Here is an 18,643-nt window from a genome sequence, read left to right as displayed (position 1 = left end):
CTTGTTTCACGCCCTAGCCACGAGTCTGCCCATGCTTGCCAAACGCATCATCCCCTGTCTTGACGTCACGGGAGGGCGCGTCGTCAAAGGCGTGAACTTCGTGGAGCTGCGCGATGCGGGCGACCCGGTGGAGATCGCCGCGCGCTACAACGCCCAGGGCGCGGACGAGCTGACCTTCCTGGACATCACGGCCACCAGCGATGGCCGAGACCTGATCCTGCCCATCATCGAATCGGTGGCCAGCCAGGTCTTCATTCCGCTGACCGTGGGCGGTGGCGTGCGCACCGTCGAGGACGTGCGCCGCCTGCTCAACGCGGGCGCCGACAAGACCAGCTTCAACTCGGCCGCCATCGCCAATCCCGATGTGATCAATGCCGCCTCCGACAAGTACGGCGCGCAGTGCATCGTCGTGGCCATCGACGCCAAGCGCCGCACCGCCGAAGACGAGCAGCGCATCGGCACCGACGGCCGCGCCGCCGGCCCCGGCTGGGATGTCTACAGCCACGGCGGACGCAAGAACACCGGCCTGGACGCCGTGCAGTGGGCCGCAGAAATGGCGCGCCGCGGCGCGGGCGAGATCCTGCTGACCAGCATGGACCGCGACGGCACCAAGTCCGGGTTCGACCTGAAGCTCACGCGCGCCGTCAGCGACGCCGTGCCCGTGCCCGTGATCGCCTCCGGCGGCGTGGGCTCGCTGGACGACCTGGCCGATGGCGTGACCCTGGGCGGCGCCGACGCCGTGCTGGCCGCCAGCATCTTCCACTATGGCGAATTCACCGTGGGCCAGGCCAAGCAGCGCATGGCCGAGCGCGGCGTGCCCGTGCGCCTCTGATACGGCGCGTCGGCGGACTCCTTCATTTCAGTTTTCCATGGCGCTCGCGCCGCCCACAACCCATGAAACCGGCGCGGCCCAAGGGACCAGGGACAGCGAGCAAGGGCCGCCCCGCAGCAAGGCTGTCGTCTCCCTCCCGCGCAGCGAGAGAGGGGGAAGGCGCGAAGCGACTCAGGGGGTGTATTTTCAATCCAGGCAATTCCTGACAATGCTGTCACAGGGATTCCAACCCAGGATATTCACAATGCAGGCAATGAACTGGCTAGATCAAGTCAAATGGGATGCGCAGGGCCTGGTGCCCGTGATCGCGCAGGAAAAGGACACGGGCGACGTGCTGATGTTCGCCTGGATGAACCGCGAGGCCCTGGCCAAGACGGCCGAGCTGGGCCGCGCCGTCTATTTCAGCCGCTCGCGCAACAAGCTGTGGTTCAAGGGCGAGGAATCGGGCCACGTGCAGACCGTGCACGAGGTGCGCATCGACTGCGACAACGACGTGGTCCTGCTCAAGATCACCCAGACCGGCCACGAGCCCGGCATTGCCTGCCACACGGGGCGCCACAGCTGCTTCTACAGCGTGCTGCGCGATGGCCAGTGGCAGGCCGTCGATCCGGTCTTGAAAGACCCCGAATCGATCTACAAATGAATTCCACGAACATGAACGACACCACAAGCACTTCCTCGCAGGACGCCCTGGCGCGCCTGGCCGCCGTCATCGAAAGCCGCAAGCCCGCCAACGGCGGCGACCCCGACAAAAGCTACGTCGCCCGCCTGCTGCACAAGGGCCCGGATGCCTTTTTGAAGAAGATCGGCGAAGAGGCCACCGAAGTCGTCATGGCCGCCAAGGACGCAGACCATGGCGGGGACGCCGGCAAAATCCTCTACGAAGTGGCCGATCTGTGGTTCCATAGCATGATCGCCCTGGCCCACTATGGCCTGACGCCCGCCCAGGTCGTCGCCGAGCTGGAGCGCCGCGAAGGCACCAGCGGCATCGAGGAAAAGGCGCTGCGCAAGGCCCAGGAACGTGATGTGAACGAGAAAGGACCGCTGCCATGAATGACGATTACATCGAAGTCCGTGCCCTGGACCAGTCCCGCATCGAAGGCCTCAAGGCCTGGGGCTGGGTCAGCTACCTGCTGCACCTGGTGGTGGCCGTGGCCGCCGTCGTGCCCGGCGCCCAGCCCAGCATCGCGCTGCTGGTGATCGCCCTGATCATCGACCTGGTCAAGCGCGGCGACGCCGAAGGCAGCTGGATGGCCAACCATTTCTCGTGGCGCATCCGCAGCGTGATCTGGGCCGGCATCCTGTACCTGGTCACGGCACCGCTGTGGCTGCTGTTCTTCGTGCCCGGCTGGATCGCCTGGACGGTGATCTCCATCTGGTTCCTGTACCGCATCGTGCGCGGCATGGTCGCCATGAACCGCAACCAGGCCGTGGACCGCTGAAGCCGCCGGCCCGCCCGCCATGTCCTCCACCCCGACCTGCAAGATCAACCTCGCCCTGCAGGGCGGGGGCTCGCACGGCGCCCTGACCTGGGGCGTGCTGGACGCACTGCTGGAAGACGGCAGCCTTGTCTTCGACGGCATCAGCGGCACCAGCGCCGGCGCCATGAATGCCGTGGCCCTGGCACAGGGCTTTGCCCAGGCCGCGCGCCAGGAAAGCGATCCTGTGGCCGCCCAGGCGCTGGGCGCCCAATTGGCCCGCGCCTCGCTGACCGAACTGTGGGAAGGCGTGGGCACCATGGGCAGCCTGATGTGGGGCGCGCCATTGCCGGGCAGCCCCTTCATGGGCGTGCTCAACCAGTTCTTCTCGCCCTACCAGACCAACCCGCTGGACATCAACCCGCTGCGCAAGCTGCTCGAACGGGTCGTGGATTTCGAGGCGCTGACGCGTCCGCCCGTGGAGGGCGTGGTGCCCAAGGTCTTTGTCTGCGCCACCAATGTGCGCACGGGCCGGGGAAGCATCTTTTCGGGCAGAAGGCTCAGTGCCGACGCGGTCATGGCCTCGGCCTGCCTGCCCCAGCTGTTCAAGGCCGTGGAAATCGATGGCGAGCCTTACTGGGACGGTGGTTTCTCGGGCAATCCCGCCCTGTATCCCCTGATCTACGGCACGGCGTCCAGCGACATCCTGCTGGTGCAGATCAATCCCATCGAGCACACCGACCTGCCCAACACGGCGGCCGACATCATGGACCGCATGAACGAGGTCACCTTCAACGCCGGCCTGCTGTCCGAGCTGCGCGCCATCGAATTCGTCAAACGCCTGCTGGAGCAGGGCAAGCTGGACCCGGCACGCTACAAAAAGGTGCTGCTGCACCGCGTGGACGGCGGCGCGGTACTCAAGGGCTACGGCGCCTCGACCAAGACGCGCTCCGACATGCGTTTCGTGCGCGAGCTGTTCGAGCTGGGGCGCGAGCAGGGGCAGCACTGGCTCCAGCAGCACCGCAGCGACATCGGCGTGCGCCAGACACTGCACATCAACGACAATTCACCCTGATTTTTCGATCCACCGCCAGCTTCCCAGGACTCCCGTAGCGCCATGCACGACCACGACCCGAACTGCCTGTTTTGCCGCATCATCAAAGGCGAGATCCCTTCCCGCAAGGTCTATGAGGACGATGAAGTCTTCGCCTTCCACGACATCCATCCCGGCGCGCCCATCCACTTTCTGATGGTGCCCAAGAAGCACATCCCCTCCATGGCCCAGGTCCAGGCCGACGACGCTGCGCTGCTGGGCCGCATGATGGTGCTGGCGCCCCGCCTGGCCGCCGAGCAAGGCTGCAATCCGTATCCCGATGGCGGTTTCCGTCTGGTGGTCAACACCGGCACCGAGGGCGGACAGGAAGTCCACCATCTGCACATCCATGTCATGGGCGGCCCCCGCCCCTGGCTGAAGGGCTGAAGCCTTTGCTGGACGCAGGCTAGCGCGCAAGATGGCCCGCCTCTTGCTTGCGACTTCTGCGTACATGCGCCGGCCGAACGGCTTTTGTGGGGCCTTGCGAACTGCCGCCATGGCCCGGCGTCTAAAATGATCTGCAATTCTTAGGAGAGATTCTCATGGGCTCGTTTTCCATCTGGCATTGGCTGATCGTCCTGGCCATCGTGGTTCTGGTGTTCGGAACCAAGAAGCTGAAGAACATCGGTTCCGACCTTGGCGGCGCCGTCAAGGGCTTCAAGGACGGTGTGAAGGACGGCTCGACCTCCACCGACACCCCCGCAGCTGCCCCTGGCCAGGTTGCAGGCCAGACAGCCACCGACAAGGCCACCATCGACGTCGAAGCCAAGCAAAAGAGCTGATGCTCCGCACGCCAAGCCTCCATGTTTGATATCGGTCTGTCCAAGATGGCGCTGATCGGCGCCGTGGCTCTCGTGGTCATCGGCCCCGAGAAGCTGCCGCGCGTGGCGCGCACCGTCGGTACCCTGCTGGGCAAGGCCCAGCGCTACGTCTCCGATGTGAAGGCCGAGGTCAACCGTTCGATGGAACTCGACGAGTTGCGCAAGATGAAGGACACGGTGGAAGGCGCGGCGCGTGACGTCGAGCAGTCCATCCACACTTCGGCCGCCAATTTCGAGAAGGACTGGAACGAGTCCACGGCATCGCTCAACGGCACGTCTTCCTCGTACGACTCCTCTTCCTACGATTCAGGCAGCGATACGTACAGCGCCGTGGCGCCGGCCTACCGCCACCCGGGCAAGAACTGGCGCCTCAAGCGTGCCGCCGTGCCCCAGTGGTACAAGGCCCGGGCCGGCGTGCGCACCAAGGCGCAGTCGGGCGCGGCGCGCGTGGCGCGCTTTCGTCCCCAGAAGTCCCGCTGAAGATGCTGGCGCGCAGCGGGCCACGAGGCAACCGGCCCAGCCTCTGCCACCCGGGCACTCGCCATCGCCCCACCCTGCCCGATCCGTCGGGCTTTCTGCTTTTCATACCAGGTCCGTGGACGCCCTTGCGGCCCGCCGCGGTTTCGCACCATGTCCGACATTCCACCTAAAGACGACGAGCTGGCAGGCACCGAGCAGCCTTTCGTCCAGCACCTGATGGAGCTGCGCGACCGCCTGCTCTACTGCATCTACGGCATCGGTCTGGCGATCGCCGTGCTGGCCATATGGCCTGGCCCCAACGGGCTGATCGACTTCATCGCCCACCCGATCAAGGCCCACATGCCGCCCGATGCCAAGCTCATCGCAGTCGGCGTGTTCACCCCCTTCTTCGTGCCGCTCAAGGTACTGATGATGGTGGGCATCTTGGCCGTGCTGCCCTGGATCATGTACCAGATGTGGGCCTTCGTGGCGCCCGGCCTGTACAGCCATGAAAAGCGCTTTGCGCTGCCGCTGATCATCTTCGGCAGCCTGCTGGCCTATATCGGCATCGCCTTCGTGCAGTTCTTCGTGCTCGACAAGATGTTCGCCTTCATCCAGGGCTTCACCCCGGACAGCGTGGCGGCCACGCCGGACATTGCATCGTATGTGGAGGCCATCCTGTCGCTGTACCTGGCCTTTGGCCTGGCCTTCCAGGTGCCCATCGTGGTCATGCTGCTGGTGCGCTTCGGCCTGGTGGACATCGCCAAGCTCAAGTCCTTCCGCGGCTATTTCATCGTGGTGGCCTTCATCATCGCCGCCGTGGTCACGCCGCCCGACGTGATCTCCCAGCTGGCCCTGGCCGTGCCCATGTGCATTCTTTACGAGATCGGCATCCTGGGCGCCGGCTGGTTCAGCCGCGTCTCCAAGGCGCCGGAAGAAGAAGCCGAACCCGGCACCGCAGTGGACAAGCCCGCAGAGGATAAACCCTCCCCCTGAGTCGCTTCGCGCCTTCCCCCAGAGGGGGACGACACCCTCGGTGCGGGGCGGCGCGGCCGGCCCAGGCCCTTCCTCGGTGTCCCTCGCTTTAGGGCGCGCCAGTTTCAAGGGCCTACGCTGAAACACGAGGAATCTGTAATAAAAAGCCCTTGGTTCATCACCAAGGGCTTTTTCTTTGTCCATGGCCAAGCCCCTTCCGGGGTTGGCATCTCACCGAGGCAGGTCGGACGTGCCCATGAGGAACTCGTCAATGGAGCGAGCGGCCTGGCGGCCTTCGCGGATGGCCCAGACCACCAGGGACTGGCCGCGGCGCACGTCGCCGGCGGCGAAGAGCTTGGGCACGCTGGTGGCGTAGCCGCCCGTGAAGTCGGTGGTGGCCTTGGCGTTGCCGCGTGCGTCCTTGTCCACGCCAAAGGCATCGAGCACGGCCTGCACGGGGCTGACGAAGCCCATGGCCAGCAGCACCAGGTCGGCCTTGAGCACCTGCTCGCTGCCGGGCACCTCGACCATCTTGCCGTCCTTCATTTCGATGCGTACGGTCTTGACGGCCGTGACCTGGCCCTTCTCGCCGATGAACTCCTTGGTGGCGATGGCGAACTCGCGCTCGCAGCCTTCCTCGTGGCTGGAGCTGGTGCGCAGCTTGATCGGCCAGTAGGGCCAGACCAGGGGCTTGTTCTCCTGCTCGGGCGGCATGGGCATCAGCTCGAACTGGGTCACGCTGACGGCGCCGTGGCGGTTGCTGGTGCCCACGCAGTCGGAGCCCGTGTCGCCGCCACCGATGACGATGACATGCTTGCCATCGGCACGCAGCTGGCCCTTGAGCTTGTCGCCGGCGTTGACCTTGTTTTGCTGCGGCAGGAACTCCATGGCGAAATGGATGCCCTTGAGTTCACGGCCGGGCACGGGCAGGTCGCGCGACTGCTCGGCACCGCCGGTCAGCAGCACGGCGTCGAACTCGGCCATGAGCTGCTCGGGGCTGACGGTTTCCTTGGCCCAGTTGGTGACCTTGGAGTCTTCGCCCAGGCCGTCCTTGCCCGCCACCAGCACGCCGGTACGGATCTTGACGCCTTCGGCCACGAGCTGCTCGACGCGGCGGTCGATGTGCGACTTCTCCATCTTGAAGTCGGGAATGCCGTAGCGCAGCAGGCCGCCCACGCGGTCGTTCTTCTCGAACAGCGTCACATCGTGGCCGGCGCGGGCCAGCTGCTGCGAGGCCGCCAGGCCTGCGGGGCCGGCGCCGACCACGGCCACCTTCTTGCCGGTCTTGCGGCTGCTGGGCAGCGGCTTGACCCAGCCTTCGGCCCAGGCACGGTCGATGATGGCGTGCTCGATGGACTTGATGCCCACGGCATCGTCGTTGATGTTCAGGGTGCAGGCGGCCTCGCAGGGTGCGGGGCAGATGCGGCCGGTGAACTCGGGGAAGTTGTTGGTGCTGTGCAGCACGGCGCTGGCGCTCTTCCAGCCGCCGTGGAAGACCAGGTCGTTGAAGTCCGGAATGATGTTGTTGACCGGGCAGCCGTTGTTGCAGAACGGCGTGCCGCAGTCCATGCAGCGCGCGCCCTGGATCTTGGCCTGGCTGTCATCGAGGCCGATGACGAATTCCTTGTAGTGCTTCACGCGCTCGGCGACGGGCGCATAGCCCTCCTCGAGGCGCTCATATTCCATGAAGCCGGTGGTCTTTCCCATGATTCGTTGTCCTGATGTGTGGGGTGCAGGGTTGGATGCGGGCCGCTGCCCGCATCCTTCGCTTCCTTGTTATTTGGCGGCCACCGCCTCCTTGGCGTGTTCCTCGACCTCGGGCGTGGCGGGCTCTTCCATCACCTGGCGCTCGTACATCTCGGACAGGGCACGCTTGTACTCGCTGGGGAAGACCTTGACGAACTTGGAGCGGGCCGCCGCCCAGTTGTCCAGCAGGTCGCGGGCGCGCTTGGAGCCCGTCCAGCGGCTGTGCGCCTCGATCAGCGCGCGCAGCTGGCGCTCGTCGGTCTCGCGGCGGTGCCAGACGGCAGGCGAGACCTGGGCCAGGTGCTCGTCGTGGGGCAGCACCTGGTCCAGCGAGACGGACGCCTTGTTGCAGCGCTCGGCGAAGCGGCCATCCTCGTCGTAGACATAGGCCACGCCGCCGCTCATGCCGGCGGCGAAGTTGCGGCCGGTCTTGCCCAGCACCACCACGGTGCCGCCGGTCATGTATTCGCAGCCGTGGTCGCCCACGCCTTCGACCACGGCGGTGGCGCCAGACAGGCGGACCGCGAAACGCTCGCCGGCCACGCCGCCGAAGAAGGCCTCGCCGCTGGTGGCGCCGAACATCACGGTGTTGCCCACGATGGTGTTGCTGGTGGTATCGCCACGGAACTCATGGCTGGCGTGCACCACCACGCGGCCGCCGGACAGGCCCTTGCCCGTGTAGTCGTTGGCGTCGCCGCGCAGGTTCAGCGTGATGCCGTTGCACAGGAAGGCGCCGAAGGACTGGCCGCCGGTTCCCTCGAAGTGGATGCGGATGGTGTCATCGGGCAGGCCTTCGGGATGCACGCGCGTCACGGCACCGGAGAGCATGGCGCCCACGGAGCGGTTGACGTTGCGCGCCACTTCCATGATGCGCACGCGCTCGCCGTTCTCGATGGCGGGCTTGCAGCGCTCGATGAGCTTCACGTCCAGCGCCTTGTCCAGCAGGTGGTCCTGCTTTTCGACATGGAAGCGTGCCACGTCCGCGGGCACTTCGGGCTGGGCGAACAGGCGCGAGAAGTCCAGGCCCTGGGCCTTCCAGTGCTGCAGGCCCTTGCGGGTGTCCAGCAGGTCGGAGCGGCCGATCAGGTCGTCGAACTTCGCCACGCCGAGCTGGGCCATGATCTGGCGCACTTCCTCGGCGATGAAGAAGAAGTAGTTCACCACATGCTCGGGCTTGCCCGAGAACTTGGCGCGCAGCACCGGGTCCTGCGTGGCCACGCCCACGGGGCAGGTGTTCAGGTGGCACTTGCGCATCATGATGCAGCCCTCGACGACCAGGGGCGCCGTGGCGAAGCCGAACTCGTCGGCGCCCAGCAGCGCGCCGATGACGACGTCGCGGCCGGTCTTCATCTGGCCGTCGGCCTGCACGCGGATGCGGCCGCGCAGGCGGTTGAGCACCAGGGTCTGCTGGGTCTCGGCCAGGCCGATCTCCCAGGGCGAGCCCGCATGCTTGATGGACGACCAGGGCGATGCGCCCGTGCCGCCGTCATGGCCTGCGATGACCACGTGGTCGCTCTTGCACTTGGCCACGCCGGCCGCGATGGTGCCCACGCCCACTTCGGACACGAGCTTGACCGAGATGTCGGCGTGCGGCGCCACGTTCTTCAGGTCGTGGATCAGCTGGGCCAGATCCTCGATGGAGTAGATGTCGTGGTGGGGCGGGGGCGAGATCAGACCGACGCCGGGCACGGAGTGGCGCAGCTTGCCGATGTAGTCGGACACCTTGCCGCCGGGCAGCTGGCCGCCCTCGCCGGGCTTGGCGCCCTGGGCCATCTTGATCTGCACCTGGTCCGAGGACGACAGGTACTCGGCCGTGACGCCGAAGCGGCCCGAGGCCACCTGCTTGATCCTGGAGCGCAGCGAGTCGCCGTCCTGCAGCTCGATGTCGGCCTCGACCTTGTCGGCGCCGATGATGGAGCCCAGGGTCTCGCCCTTCCTGATCGGGATGCCCTTGAGCTCGTTGCGGTAGCGCTGGGGATCTTCCCCGCCTTCGCCGGTGTTGCTCTTGCCGCCGATGCGGTTCATGGCCACGGCCAGCGTGGCATGGGCCTCGGTGCTGATGGAGCCCAGCGACATGGCGCCCGTGGCAAAGCGCTTGACGATCTCCTTGGCCGACTCGACCTGGTCCAGCGGGATGGCCTTGGACGGGTCGAACTTGAACTCGAACAGGCCGCGCAGCGTCATGTGGCGCTTGCTCTGGTCGTTGATCAGCTGGGCGTATTCCTTGTACGTGCTCCAGTTGTTGGAGCGCGTGGAATGCTGCAGCTTGGCGATGGCGTCGGGCGACCACATGTGCTCTTCGCCACGGGCGCGCCAGGCGTATTCGCCACCGGCGTCCAGCATGGTCTCCAGCACGGGATCGTCACCGAAGGCCGCGCGGTGGTTGCGGATGGTTTCCTCGGCGATCTCGAAGACGCCGATGCCCTCGACGCGGCTGGCCGTGCCGGTGAAGTACTTGTCCACGGTGTCGCTGTTCAGGCCGATCACCTCGAACAGCTGGGCGCCGCAATAGGACATGTAGGTGGACACGCCCATCTTGGACATGATCTTGGACAGGCCCTTGCCGATGGCCTTGACGTAGTTGTAGATGGCCTTGTCGGCCGACAGGTCGCCGCCCAGCTCCTTGTGCATGTCGGCCAGGGTTTCCATGGCCAGGTAGGGGTGCACGGCCTCGGCGCCGTAGCCTGCCAGCACGGCGAAGTGGTGCACTTCGCGCGCCGTGCCCGTCTCCACGACCAGGCCGGCCGTGGTGCGCAGGCCCTCGCGCACCAGGTGCTGGTGGATGGCCGACAGCGCCAGCAGCGCGGGGATGGCCACCTGGGTGGCGCTCACATGGCGGTCGCTGATGATCAGGATGTTGGCGCCGCCCTTGATGGCGTCCACGGCCTGCGCGCACAGCGATGCCAGCTTGGCTTCCACGCCCTGCTTGCCCCAGGACAGCGGGTAGGTGATGTCGATCGTTGCGCTCTTGAACTTGCCCTGCGTGTGGCGTTCGATGTCGCGCAGCTTGGCCATGTCGGCGAAGTCCAGCACGGGCTGGTGCACTTCCAGGCGCATGGGCGGGTTGACCTGGTTGATGTCCAGCAGGTTGGGCTTGGGTCCGATGAAGGACACCAGCGACATCACGATGGCTTCGCGGATGGGGTCGATCGGCGGGTTGGTCACCTGCGCGAACATCTGGCGGAAGTAGTTGTACAGCGGCTTGTTCTTGTCCGACAGCACGGCCAGCGGGCTGTCGTTGCCCATGGAGCCGATGCCTTCCTCGCCGTTCTTGGCCATGGGGGCCAGCAGGAACTTGATGTCTTCCTGCGTGAAGCCGAAGGCCTGCTGGCGCTCGAGCAGCGGCAGGCTGGCGGCCTCGGGGCCGGCATGGGTGTCACCGCCCACGCTGCCCAGCTTGATGCGCAGGTTCTCGATCCACTGCTTGTAGGGCTTGGTGTTGACGATGTTGGCCTTGAGCTCGTCGTCCTCGATCAGGCGGCCCTGCTCCAGGTCGATCAGCAGCATCTTGCCGGGCTGCAGGCGCCACTTGCGCACGATGGCGCTGTCGGGCACGGGCAGCACGCCGGCTTCGGACGCCAGGATGACCAGGTCGTCATCGGTGATCACGTAGCGCGAGGGGCGCAGGCCGTTGCGGTCCAGCGTGGCGCCGATCTGGCGGCCGTCGGTGAACACGATGGAGGCCGGGCCGTCCCAGGGCTCCATCATGGCGGCGTGGTATTCATAGAAGGCGCGGCGGCGCTCGTCCATGGACTCGTGCTGTTCCCAGGGCTCGGGAATCATCATCATCACGGCCTGGCTGATGGGGTAGCCGGCCATGGTCAGCAGTTCCAGGCAGTTGTCGAACGTTGCCGTGTCGGACTGGCCGGCGAAGCTGATGGGATAGAGCTTCTTGAGGTCCTCGGCCAGCACGGGCGAGGCCATCACGCCCTCGCGCGCCAGCATCCAGTTGTAGTTGCCGCGCACGGTGTTGATTTCACCGTTGTGGGCCACGTAGCGGTAGGGGTGGGCCAGCGGCCACTCGGGGAAGGTGTTGGTCGAAAAGCGCTGGTGCACCAGGCCGATGGCCGAGACGCAGCGCTCGTCGGACAGGTCGTTGTAGTACACGCCCACCTGGTCGGCCAGCAGCAGGCCCTTGTAGACCACAGTGCGGCTGCTCATGCTGGGAACGTAGTATTCCTTGCTGTGCTTGAGCTTGAGGTTCTGGATGGCGGCGCTGGCCGTCTTGCGGATCACGTACAGCTTGCGCTCCAGCGCGTCCTGCACGATCACGTCGGCGCCGCGGCCGATGAAGACCTGGCGCAGGATGGGTTCCTTTTCCTGGACCGTGGGCGACATGGGCATGTCGCGGTTCACGGGCACATCGCGCCAGCCCAGCAGGACCTGGCCTTCGGCCTTGATGGCGCGTTCCATCTCCTGCTCGCAGGCCAGGCGCGAGGCGTGTTCCTTGGGCAGGAAGATCATGCCCACGCCGTACTCGCCCGCGGGCGGCAGGGCCACGCCCTGCTTTGCCATCTCTTCGCGGTAGAGCTGGTCGGGAATCTGGATCAGAATGCCCGCGCCGTCACCCATGAGCTTGTCGGCACCCACGGCACCGCGATGGTCGATGTTTTCGAGGATCTTGAGCGCGCCGGTGACGATGTCATGGCGCTTGACGCCCTTGATATGCGCAACAAAGCCGAGGCCGCAGGCGTCGTGCTCGTTGCTCTTGGAGTACAGACCGTGGTCTTGGAGATGCTTGATCTCGGCAGCCGTCGTCATGGCGGAATCCTCAAATTTTTCGCAGGGAACGCAAGATTAAGGCAAGGCATCACCTCATGCAATAAATTTATATAAGGGTCAGATCCCAATTAATTCCAGAACAAAAAAATCGGAAATTAATAAGGGACATATTTATTTCACAGAGGCCTGCGATGAGGAATCAAGCACTTGCAGTCCATCAGTGGGTACTAACGCACTGTTGTGGTGCGCTCATTGGTCCGTCCTGGCGGACGGCCGGCGCGCTGGCGGGTCACGCGGCGCTCGGTGCGCTGTTGTAAATCGGCAATGAATTGCTCATCGCCCAGCGCCCAGCCCCGCAGCGCCGACTGGCTGATGCGTTCGCCGTCATCGCTGCTGACGCCCTCTTCCACGGCCGACACATACGCCGCGTCGCGCGCAAACGGGGTGTTGCCCAGCTCCCAGAACACGGCATGGGGCTGGATCAGCGCGTCGCTGCGCAGGCCGGCGTTGTGCGCGTAGCTGGACCAGGGCCAGTCGGCCGGCCGCTGGACCAGGCCGGCGCGCACGGGGCTGTCGTCCATGAAGACCATGGTGGGCAGCAGCCAGCTGGGCTGCAGCACCGTGCCGCGATAGCGGCCTTCCCACAGCGTGCCGCTGCGGCCGTGGCGGTCGTTGAAGTAGCGCACATAGCGCCGGCCCACGGCCTGCATGAACCTGGGCAGGCCATCGTCGGTGCGCGGCGTGGCCAGCAGGTGGAACTGGCTGGGCAGGAGCACGTAGGCATGCACGGCCAGCTCGCAGCTGCGCGCCATCTCGCGCAGCAGCCCCAGCATGGTCTCCCGGTCCTGGGCATCGATGAAGATGTCCGCGCCGTTGTTGCCGAGCTGGATGATGTGATGCGGCAGATCCGCAATGGTGAGTCTGGGCAGGCGGGCCATGGTGCTGGGTGCAGGCAAGCGGGTGCAGGGCGTGGAGCGGCAATTATGGAGCGCCCCGCCCCGCCCCGCGCTGCCGCACTGCGCCACACTCCGTTTTACAGGGAAAGACGCGACGAGGCCCTCAACAGCTGGCTCACCAGCTGCGTGGCGGCCAGCAGCCGGGGCAGCAGTTGCACGCGCATCATCTCGGCGCTGTTGCGGTTGGCCTGGCCGCTGATGTTGAGCGCGGCCACGGTGCGCCCGGCCGCGTTCTTCACGGGCGCCGCGATGGAGATCAGGCCTTCGGCCAGTTCCTGGTCCACCAGGGCCCAGCCCTGGACGCGCACCTCCAGAATGCGCTGGCGAAGGCGGTCATCATCCTGCTCGGTCAGGGCCGTGAACTGCCGGCGCTCGCGCGCATCCAGCAGGGCCTGCAGGGATTCATCGCTCTCGCCGGCCAGCAGCACGCGACCCATCGAGGTCCAGCAGGCCGGCAGGCGCGAGCCCACGCCGAGGTTGGTGCTCATGATCTTGTGGGTGTGCACGCGCAGCACATAGACGATGTCGCCCCCATCGAGCACGGCGGCCGAGCAGGACTCCTTGACCTCGTCGACCAGGTTTTCCATCACGGGCTCGGCCAGGTTCCAGACCGGGGTGGAGCTGAGGTAGGCAAAGCCCAGTTCCATGATGCGCGGCGTGAGCTGGAACAGCTTGCCGTCGCTCTTCACATAGCCCAGCGTCTGCAGCGTCAGCAGGATGCGCCGGGCCCCGGCGCGCGTGAGCCCCGTGCGCGCCGCCACCTCGCTCAACGTCTGCGCAGGCGCCTCGGCGCTGAACGAGCGGATCACGCCCAGGCCGCGCGCAAAGGACTGCACATAGCTGTCGCCGGGGCGCGGCGTGCCGCCCTCTTCTTCAACCCCACCTGTGGAAATTACGGAAGCGGCATTTTTTTCCATGGCTCTATAATTCTTTCTGCGAACTTTTGTTCTACATACGAACATTTTAGCGCAGCGCCAGCGGCCTGCATACCGGAGACAAGCAAGTGATCAACAAAATCACCGACACCATCGCCGAGGCGTTGTCGGGCGTCCAGGACGGCTCCACCGTGCTGATCGGGGGCTTCGGCACCTCGGGCAATCCCACCGAACTCATCGACGGCCTGATCGCCCAGGGCGCACGCGAACTGACCGTGGTCAACAACAACGCGGGCAACGGAGACCAGGGGCTGGCCGCCCTGCTCAAGAGCGGCCAGGTGCGCAAGATCATCTGCAGCTTCCCCCGCCAAGTGGACAGCTGGGTGTTCGACGACCTGTACCGCAGCGGCAAGATCGAGCTGGAACTCGTGCCCCAGGGCAACCTGGCCGAGCGCCTGCGCGCCGCCGGCGCCGGCATCGGCGGCTTCTTCTGCCCCACGGCCTATGGCACGGAGCTGGCCAACGGCAAGGAAACGCGCGAGATCAACGGCAAGCACTATGTGCTGGAGCATCCCATCCACGGCGACGTGGCACTGGTCAAGGCCGAGAAGGGCGACCGCTGGGGCAACCTCACCTACCGCATGTCGGCCCGCAACTTCGGGCCGGTGATGGCCACGGCGGCCAAGCACACGATCGCCACCGTGCACGAGATCGTGGAGCTGGGCGCGCTGGACCCCGAGGCCGTGGTCACGCCCGGCATCTACGTGAGCCAGATCGTGAAGATCGACCGCGTGGCCACCCAGGCCGGCGGCTTCAAGAAAACCGCATGAGCGCCCCAACCGCCGAAAGCAAGAGCATGAGCAGCTACCAGAAACGCAGCAAGCAAGAGCTGGCCCGGCGCGTGGCCGAAGACATCTTCGACGGCGCCTACGTCAACCTGGGCATCGGCATGCCCACCCAGGTGGCCAACCACATCCCGGCCGGCCGCGAGGTCATCCTGCAAAGCGAGAACGGCATCCTGGGCATGGGCCCGGCGCCCGCCGAAGGCCAGGAGGACTATGACCTGACCAATGCCGGCAAGCAGCCCGTCACCCTGCTGCCGGGCGGCTGCTACTTCCACCATGCCGACAGCTTCGCCATGATGCGCGGCGGCCACCTGGACATCTGCGTGCTGGGCGCCTTCCAGGTCTCGGCCACGGGCGACCTGGCCAACTGGAGCACGGGCGAGGCCGGTGCCATTCCCGCCGTGGGCGGCGCCATGGACCTGGCCGTGGGTGCACGCCAGACCTGGGTGATGATGGACCTGCTGACCAAGACCGGCGAATGCAAGGTCGTCGAGGCCTGCAGCTATCCGCTCACGGGCCTGTCCTGCGTCAAGCGCATCTACACCGACCTGTGCACGCTGGAATGCACGCCCGAGGGCCTGCGCCTGATCGACACCGTGCCCGGCCTCTCGCACGCCGAGCTGCAGTCCATCGTGGGCCTGCCCATCAAGGACGCGACGGCCACGGCCTGATCCCTCCGCTCCCCCAGTGGGTGCGCTGCGGCGCACCCCGGCACCTCTTCATTCTTTTCCCAGGAGACACCATGAGCCAGTCCAACCAGGCCTTCATCTGCGACGCCATCCGCACCCCCTTCGGCCGCTACGGCGGCGCCCTGTCCCCGGTGCGTGCCGATGACCTCGGCGCCGTGCCGATCAAGGCGCTGATGGAGCGCAACCCCGGCGTGGACTGGACGGCCGTGGCCGACGTGCTCTACGGCTGCGCCAACCAGGCCGGCGAAGACAACCGCAACGTGGCGCGCATGTCCGCCCTGCTGGCCGGCCTGCCCATCGATGTGCCGGGCGCCACCATCAACCGCCTGTGCGGTTCGGGCCTGGACGCCGTGGGCACGGCCGCGCGCGCCATCAAGGCGGGCGAGGCCCGCCTGATGATCGCGGGCGGCGTGGAAAGCATGAGCCGCGCCCCCTTCGTCATGCCCAAGGCCGAAAGCGCCTTCAGCCGCAGCAGCGCCGTGTACGACACCACCATCGGCTGGCGCTTCGTCAACAAGCTGATGAAGCAGCAGTACGGCGTGGACTCCATGCCCGAGACGGCCGAGAACGTGGCCGACGACTTCAAGATCGAGCGCGAAGCCCAGGACCGCATGGCCCTGGCCAGCCAGCAAAAGGCGGCCGCCGCCATCGCGGCCGGCTACCTGGCCAAGGAAATCGTGTCCGTGTCCATTGCCCAGAAGAAGGGCGACGCCATCGTGGTGAGCCAGGACGAACATCCGCGCGCCACCACCATCGAGGCGCTGGCCAAGCTCAAGGGCGTGGTGCGCCGCCCGGATGGCACGGTGACGGCCGGCAATGCCAGCGGCGTGAACGACGGCGCCTGCGCCCTGCTGCTGGCCAACGAGGAAGCCGCCAGGCAATACAACCTGGTGCCCCGCGCCCGCGTGGTCGGCATGGCCGTGGCCGGCGTGGCCCCGCGCATCATGGGCTTCGGCCCCGCGCCTGCCGTGCGCAAGGTGCTAGCCCTGACCGGCCTGACGCTGGAGCAGATGGACGTGATCGAGCTGAACGAAGCCTTCGCCGCGCAGGGCCTGGCCGTGCTGCGCGATCTGGGCATTGCCGACGATGACCGCCGCGTCAACCAATGGGGCGGCGCCATTGCGCTGGGCCATCCGCTGGGTGCCTCCGGTGCCCGCCTGGCCACCACCGCCGTGAACCAGCTGCACACGCTGGGAGGCCGCTACGCGCTGTGCACCATGTGCATCGGCGTGGGCCAGGGCATTGCCGTGATCCTGGAAAAGGTCTGAGACTGCGATGAGCACCGTGGATAACAAGACACCCGTCACCGTGGTCAGCGGCGCCAGCAACGGCATCGGCCGCGCCATCGCCGAGGCCCTGCTGGCCCAGGGCCGCGCCGTGGTCAACCTCGACTACGTGCTGCCCGACTGGAGCCATCCGCTGCTGGTGAGCTACCAGGCCGATCTGACCAGCGAGCAGGCCACCGCCGAGGCGGCGGCCCGCATTGCCGCCGCGCACAACGTGGTGGCCCTGGTCAACAACGCGGGCGCCACGCGCCCCGGCACCATCGACAACGCCAGCACCCAGCATCTCGACGACGTGGTGGGACTGCACCTGCGCGCGCCCATGCTGCTGGTGCAGGCCTTCCTGCCCACGCTGCGTGCCTGCGGCGAGGGCCGCATCGTGAACATGTCCTCGCGCGCCGCGCTGGGCAAGCCTGACCGCATCGTCTACTCGGCGACCAAGGCCGGCCTGATCGGCCTGACGCGCACCCTGGCCATGGAACTGGGCCGCGACCGCATCACGGTCAACGCCCTGGGCCCCGGCCCCATCGCCACCGAGCTGTTCACCAAGAGCAACCCCGAAGGCGCGCCGCAGACCCAGCGCATCCTCAACAGCATTGCCGTGGGCCGCATGGGCACACCGGAAGACGTGGCCCGCGCCGCGCTGTTCTTCCTGTCGCCCGACAACGGCTTCGTCACCGGCCAGGTGCTCTACATCTGCGGCGGCACCACGCTGGGCGTGGCGCCCGTCTGACCGAACGTCTGACCACCCGTCTGACCGAACGCCTTCCCAGGCACAACACCCTTCAAGAAGAACCACTGGAAGCGCCCGCCTGCACAGGCGGGCGCCACACAGGGCCTTGCCCTGGCCCAGCCCGGCGTTGCCGGGCCCGGCCATCCACCTTATTGCCGAATCAGGAGACCTCTCGATGTCCGATCAAACCACCCACTTCACCCGCCGCCGTGGCCTGCAGGCGCTGGCCGCCGCATCCCTGACCGCCCTCGGCGCCCTGTCCGGCACCGCCGCCCTGGCCCAGGACGGCTTCCCCAGCAAGCCCATCACCATCCTCGTGCCCTTCGCCGCTGGCGGCACCACCGACATCCTGGCGCGCATCGTCGCCCAGGCGCTGCAGCAGGAACTGGGCCAGACCGTGATCGTGGACAACAAGCCCGGCGCTGGCGGCAACATCGGCGCCGTGGCCGCCGCGCGTGCGCCGGCCGACGGCTACACGCTGTTCATGGGCACCGTGGGCACGCATGCCATCAATGCCGCGCTCTACGCCAAGCCCGGCTTCGACCCCATCAAGGACTTCTCGCCCCTGACGCGCGTGGCCAACGTGCCCAACCTGCTGGTAGCCCACCCCAGCCAGCCGTTCAAGACCGTCAAGGAAATGATCGCCTACGCGCGCGCCAATCCCGGCAAGCTGAACTACGGCTCCTCGGGCAGCGGCAGCTCCATCCACCTGTCGGGCGAGCTGTTCCGCTCCATGACGGGCCTGGACATGGTGCACGTGCCCTACAAGGGCAGCGCCCCGGCCATCACCGACCTGCTGGGCAACCAGATCGCCATCATGTTCGACAACATGCCCTCGGCCATCCAGCATGTGCGCTCGGGCAAGCTGCGTCCCATCGCCGTGACCACGGCCAAGCGCTCGCCCGAACTGCCCGATGTGCCCACCGTGGCCGAAGCCGGCGTGCCCGGCTACGAGGCCACTTCGTGGTTCGGCCTGTGGACCCAGGCCAAGACGCCCGCTGCCGTGCAGCAGCGCCTGTACACGGCCATTGCCAAGGTGCTCAAGGACCCGGCCGTGGTCAAGAAGATCAACGACCAGGGCGGTGACGTCGTGATCGACACGCCGGCCGAATTCCTCGCCTACATCAAGGCCGAATCGACGAAGTGGAGCAAGGTCGTAAAAGACTCCGGAGCACAGGTGTAACTGGCCTCCCCCT

18 protein-coding genes are annotated in these 18,643 nt (G+C 66.6%); 14 read left to right on the top strand and 4 right to left on the bottom strand.

From position 1 onward, the window contains the following. The first annotated feature begins 31 nt into the window (after positions 1–31). The 9 genes from hisF to tatC all read left to right on the top strand — a co-directional run bounded on the left by hisF (position 32) and on the right by tatC (position 5,619). On the top strand, positions 32–832 hold the full coding sequence (gene hisF / locus G4D77_RS22100; RefSeq protein WP_017406260.1) for an imidazole glycerol phosphate synthase subunit HisF: 801 nt from the start codon (positions 32–34) through the stop codon (positions 830–832). A 244-nt stretch (positions 833–1,076) separates the two neighbouring features. Continuing rightward, entirely contained in the window at positions 1,077–1,475 is a 399-nt protein-coding gene (gene hisI / locus G4D77_RS22095) for a phosphoribosyl-AMP cyclohydrolase (protein WP_174538852.1), read from the top strand. Then, positions 1,472–1,885 (top strand): phosphoribosyl-ATP diphosphatase, encoded by a 414-nt coding sequence (locus tag G4D77_RS22090; RefSeq protein WP_047473622.1) that lies wholly within the window; start codon positions 1,472–1,474, stop codon positions 1,883–1,885. Before hisI ends, G4D77_RS22090 begins: the two co-directional genes overlap by 4 nt. Further along, positions 1,882–2,274 carry a DUF4870 family protein gene (locus tag G4D77_RS22085; protein ID WP_013800783.1) on the top strand — a complete coding sequence of 131 codons (393 nt, stop codon included), beginning with the start codon at positions 1,882–1,884 and terminating at the stop codon, positions 2,272–2,274. Before G4D77_RS22090 ends, G4D77_RS22085 begins: the two co-directional genes overlap by 4 nt. A 19-nt stretch (positions 2,275–2,293) precedes the next feature. Further along, on the top strand, positions 2,294–3,325 hold the full coding sequence (locus G4D77_RS22080) for a patatin-like phospholipase family protein (RefSeq protein WP_016445562.1): 1,032 nt from the start codon (positions 2,294–2,296) through the stop codon (positions 3,323–3,325). A gap of 42 nt (positions 3,326–3,367) precedes the next feature. Beyond that, positions 3,368–3,730, top strand: coding sequence for a histidine triad nucleotide-binding protein (locus G4D77_RS22075; protein ID WP_016445561.1), 363 nt, complete (start codon positions 3,368–3,370; stop codon positions 3,728–3,730). A 155-nt stretch (positions 3,731–3,885) separates the two neighbouring features. Further along, positions 3,886–4,125, top strand: coding sequence for a Sec-independent protein translocase subunit TatA (gene tatA / locus G4D77_RS22070; RefSeq protein WP_016445560.1), 240 nt, complete (start codon positions 3,886–3,888; stop codon positions 4,123–4,125). Between the two features lie 21 nt (positions 4,126–4,146). Next, complete coding sequence (gene tatB, locus G4D77_RS22065) at positions 4,147–4,644, top strand: Sec-independent protein translocase protein TatB (RefSeq protein ID WP_016445559.1); 498 nt, start codon at positions 4,147–4,149, stop codon at positions 4,642–4,644. 150 nt (positions 4,645–4,794) lie between these two features. Further along, positions 4,795–5,619 carry a twin-arginine translocase subunit TatC gene (tatC, locus tag G4D77_RS22060; RefSeq protein WP_017406166.1) on the top strand — a complete coding sequence of 275 codons (825 nt, stop codon included), beginning with the start codon at positions 4,795–4,797 and terminating at the stop codon, positions 5,617–5,619. 210 nt (positions 5,620–5,829) lie between these two features. Here the strand turns inward: tatC and G4D77_RS22055 are convergent, their stop codons facing one another. From G4D77_RS22055 to G4D77_RS22040, 4 genes are all read right to left on the bottom strand, one after another. Further along, positions 5,830–7,305, bottom strand: coding sequence for a glutamate synthase subunit beta (locus G4D77_RS22055; protein WP_016445557.1), 1,476 nt, complete (start codon positions 7,303–7,305; stop codon positions 5,830–5,832). Positions 7,306–7,374: 69 nt separating this feature from the next. Continuing rightward, positions 7,375–12,105, bottom strand: coding sequence for a glutamate synthase-related protein (locus tag G4D77_RS22050; RefSeq protein WP_061287363.1), 4,731 nt, complete (start codon positions 12,103–12,105; stop codon positions 7,375–7,377). Positions 12,106–12,293: 188 nt separating this feature from the next. Next, positions 12,294–13,004: a transposase gene (locus G4D77_RS22045; RefSeq protein ID WP_016445555.1), complete on the bottom strand. Its 711-nt coding sequence runs from the start codon at positions 13,002–13,004 to the stop codon at positions 12,294–12,296. A 95-nt stretch (positions 13,005–13,099) separates the two neighbouring features. Next, positions 13,100–13,939, bottom strand: a complete 840-nt coding sequence (locus G4D77_RS22040) for an IclR family transcriptional regulator domain-containing protein (protein WP_154833594.1) — start codon at positions 13,937–13,939, stop codon at positions 13,100–13,102. Positions 13,940–14,025: 86 nt separating this feature from the next. Here G4D77_RS22040 and G4D77_RS22035 point away from each other — a divergent pair, with 86 nt between their 5' ends. The 5 genes from G4D77_RS22035 (at position 14,026) to G4D77_RS22015 (ending at position 18,630) form a co-directional block, all read left to right on the top strand. Further along, entirely contained in the window at positions 14,026–14,727 is a 702-nt protein-coding gene (locus tag G4D77_RS22035; protein ID WP_012207359.1) for a 3-oxoacid CoA-transferase subunit A, read from the top strand. Positions 14,728–14,753: 26 nt separating this feature from the next. Then, positions 14,754–15,413, top strand: coding sequence for a 3-oxoacid CoA-transferase subunit B (locus tag G4D77_RS22030; protein WP_026062883.1), 660 nt, complete (start codon positions 14,754–14,756; stop codon positions 15,411–15,413). Positions 15,414–15,484: 71 nt separating this feature from the next. Continuing rightward, complete coding sequence (pcaF, locus tag G4D77_RS22025; protein ID WP_154833593.1) at positions 15,485–16,699, top strand: 3-oxoadipyl-CoA thiolase; 1,215 nt, start codon at positions 15,485–15,487, stop codon at positions 16,697–16,699. Positions 16,700–16,706: 7 nt separating this feature from the next. Then, positions 16,707–17,447, top strand: coding sequence for an SDR family NAD(P)-dependent oxidoreductase (locus G4D77_RS22020; RefSeq protein WP_016450985.1), 741 nt, complete (start codon positions 16,707–16,709; stop codon positions 17,445–17,447). A 175-nt stretch (positions 17,448–17,622) separates the two neighbouring features. Beyond that, on the top strand, positions 17,623–18,630 hold the full coding sequence (locus G4D77_RS22015; protein WP_012207363.1) for a Bug family tripartite tricarboxylate transporter substrate binding protein: 1,008 nt from the start codon (positions 17,623–17,625) through the stop codon (positions 18,628–18,630). Positions 18,631–18,643: the final 13 nt, after the last annotated feature.

The sequence above is a fragment of the Delftia sp. WY8 genome, from assembly GCF_018437695.1.
GTDB lineage: Bacteria > Pseudomonadota > Gammaproteobacteria > Burkholderiales > Burkholderiaceae_C > Comamonas > Comamonas tsuruhatensis.
This window is presented reverse-complemented; position numbering and strand designations above follow the sequence as displayed.

What these genes read in the sequence shown, in the direction of transcription:
- hisF (WP_017406260.1), top strand. Translation starts at nt 32, where the DNA reads ATGCTTGCCAAACGCATCATCCCCTGTCTTGACGTCACGGGAGGGCGC.
- hisI (WP_174538852.1), top strand. Translation starts at nt 1,077, where the DNA reads ATGCAGGCAATGAACTGGCTAGATCAAGTCAAATGGGATGCGCAGGGC.
- G4D77_RS22090 (WP_047473622.1), top strand. Translation starts at nt 1,472, where the DNA reads ATGAATTCCACGAACATGAACGACACCACAAGCACTTCCTCGCAGGAC.
- G4D77_RS22085 (WP_013800783.1), top strand. Translation starts at nt 1,882, where the DNA reads ATGAATGACGATTACATCGAAGTCCGTGCCCTGGACCAGTCCCGCATC.
- G4D77_RS22080 (WP_016445562.1), top strand. Translation starts at nt 2,294, where the DNA reads ATGTCCTCCACCCCGACCTGCAAGATCAACCTCGCCCTGCAGGGCGGG.
- G4D77_RS22075 (WP_016445561.1), top strand. Translation starts at nt 3,368, where the DNA reads ATGCACGACCACGACCCGAACTGCCTGTTTTGCCGCATCATCAAAGGC.
- tatA (WP_016445560.1), top strand. Translation starts at nt 3,886, where the DNA reads ATGGGCTCGTTTTCCATCTGGCATTGGCTGATCGTCCTGGCCATCGTG.
- tatB (WP_016445559.1), top strand. Translation starts at nt 4,147, where the DNA reads ATGTTTGATATCGGTCTGTCCAAGATGGCGCTGATCGGCGCCGTGGCT.
- tatC (WP_017406166.1), top strand. Translation starts at nt 4,795, where the DNA reads ATGTCCGACATTCCACCTAAAGACGACGAGCTGGCAGGCACCGAGCAG.
- G4D77_RS22055 (WP_016445557.1), bottom strand. Translation starts at nt 7,305, where the DNA reads ATGGGAAAGACCACCGGCTTCATGGAATATGAGCGCCTCGAGGAGGGC.
- G4D77_RS22050 (WP_061287363.1), bottom strand. Translation starts at nt 12,105, where the DNA reads ATGACGACGGCTGCCGAGATCAAGCATCTCCAAGACCACGGTCTGTAC.
- G4D77_RS22045 (WP_016445555.1), bottom strand. Translation starts at nt 13,004, where the DNA reads ATGGCCCGCCTGCCCAGACTCACCATTGCGGATCTGCCGCATCACATC.
- G4D77_RS22040 (WP_154833594.1), bottom strand. Translation starts at nt 13,939, where the DNA reads ATGGAAAAAAATGCCGCTTCCGTAATTTCCACAGGTGGGGTTGAAGAA.
- G4D77_RS22030 (WP_026062883.1), top strand. Translation starts at nt 14,754, where the DNA reads ATGAGCAGCTACCAGAAACGCAGCAAGCAAGAGCTGGCCCGGCGCGTG.
- pcaF (WP_154833593.1), top strand. Translation starts at nt 15,485, where the DNA reads ATGAGCCAGTCCAACCAGGCCTTCATCTGCGACGCCATCCGCACCCCC.
- G4D77_RS22020 (WP_016450985.1), top strand. Translation starts at nt 16,707, where the DNA reads ATGAGCACCGTGGATAACAAGACACCCGTCACCGTGGTCAGCGGCGCC.
- G4D77_RS22015 (WP_012207363.1), top strand. Translation starts at nt 17,623, where the DNA reads ATGTCCGATCAAACCACCCACTTCACCCGCCGCCGTGGCCTGCAGGCG.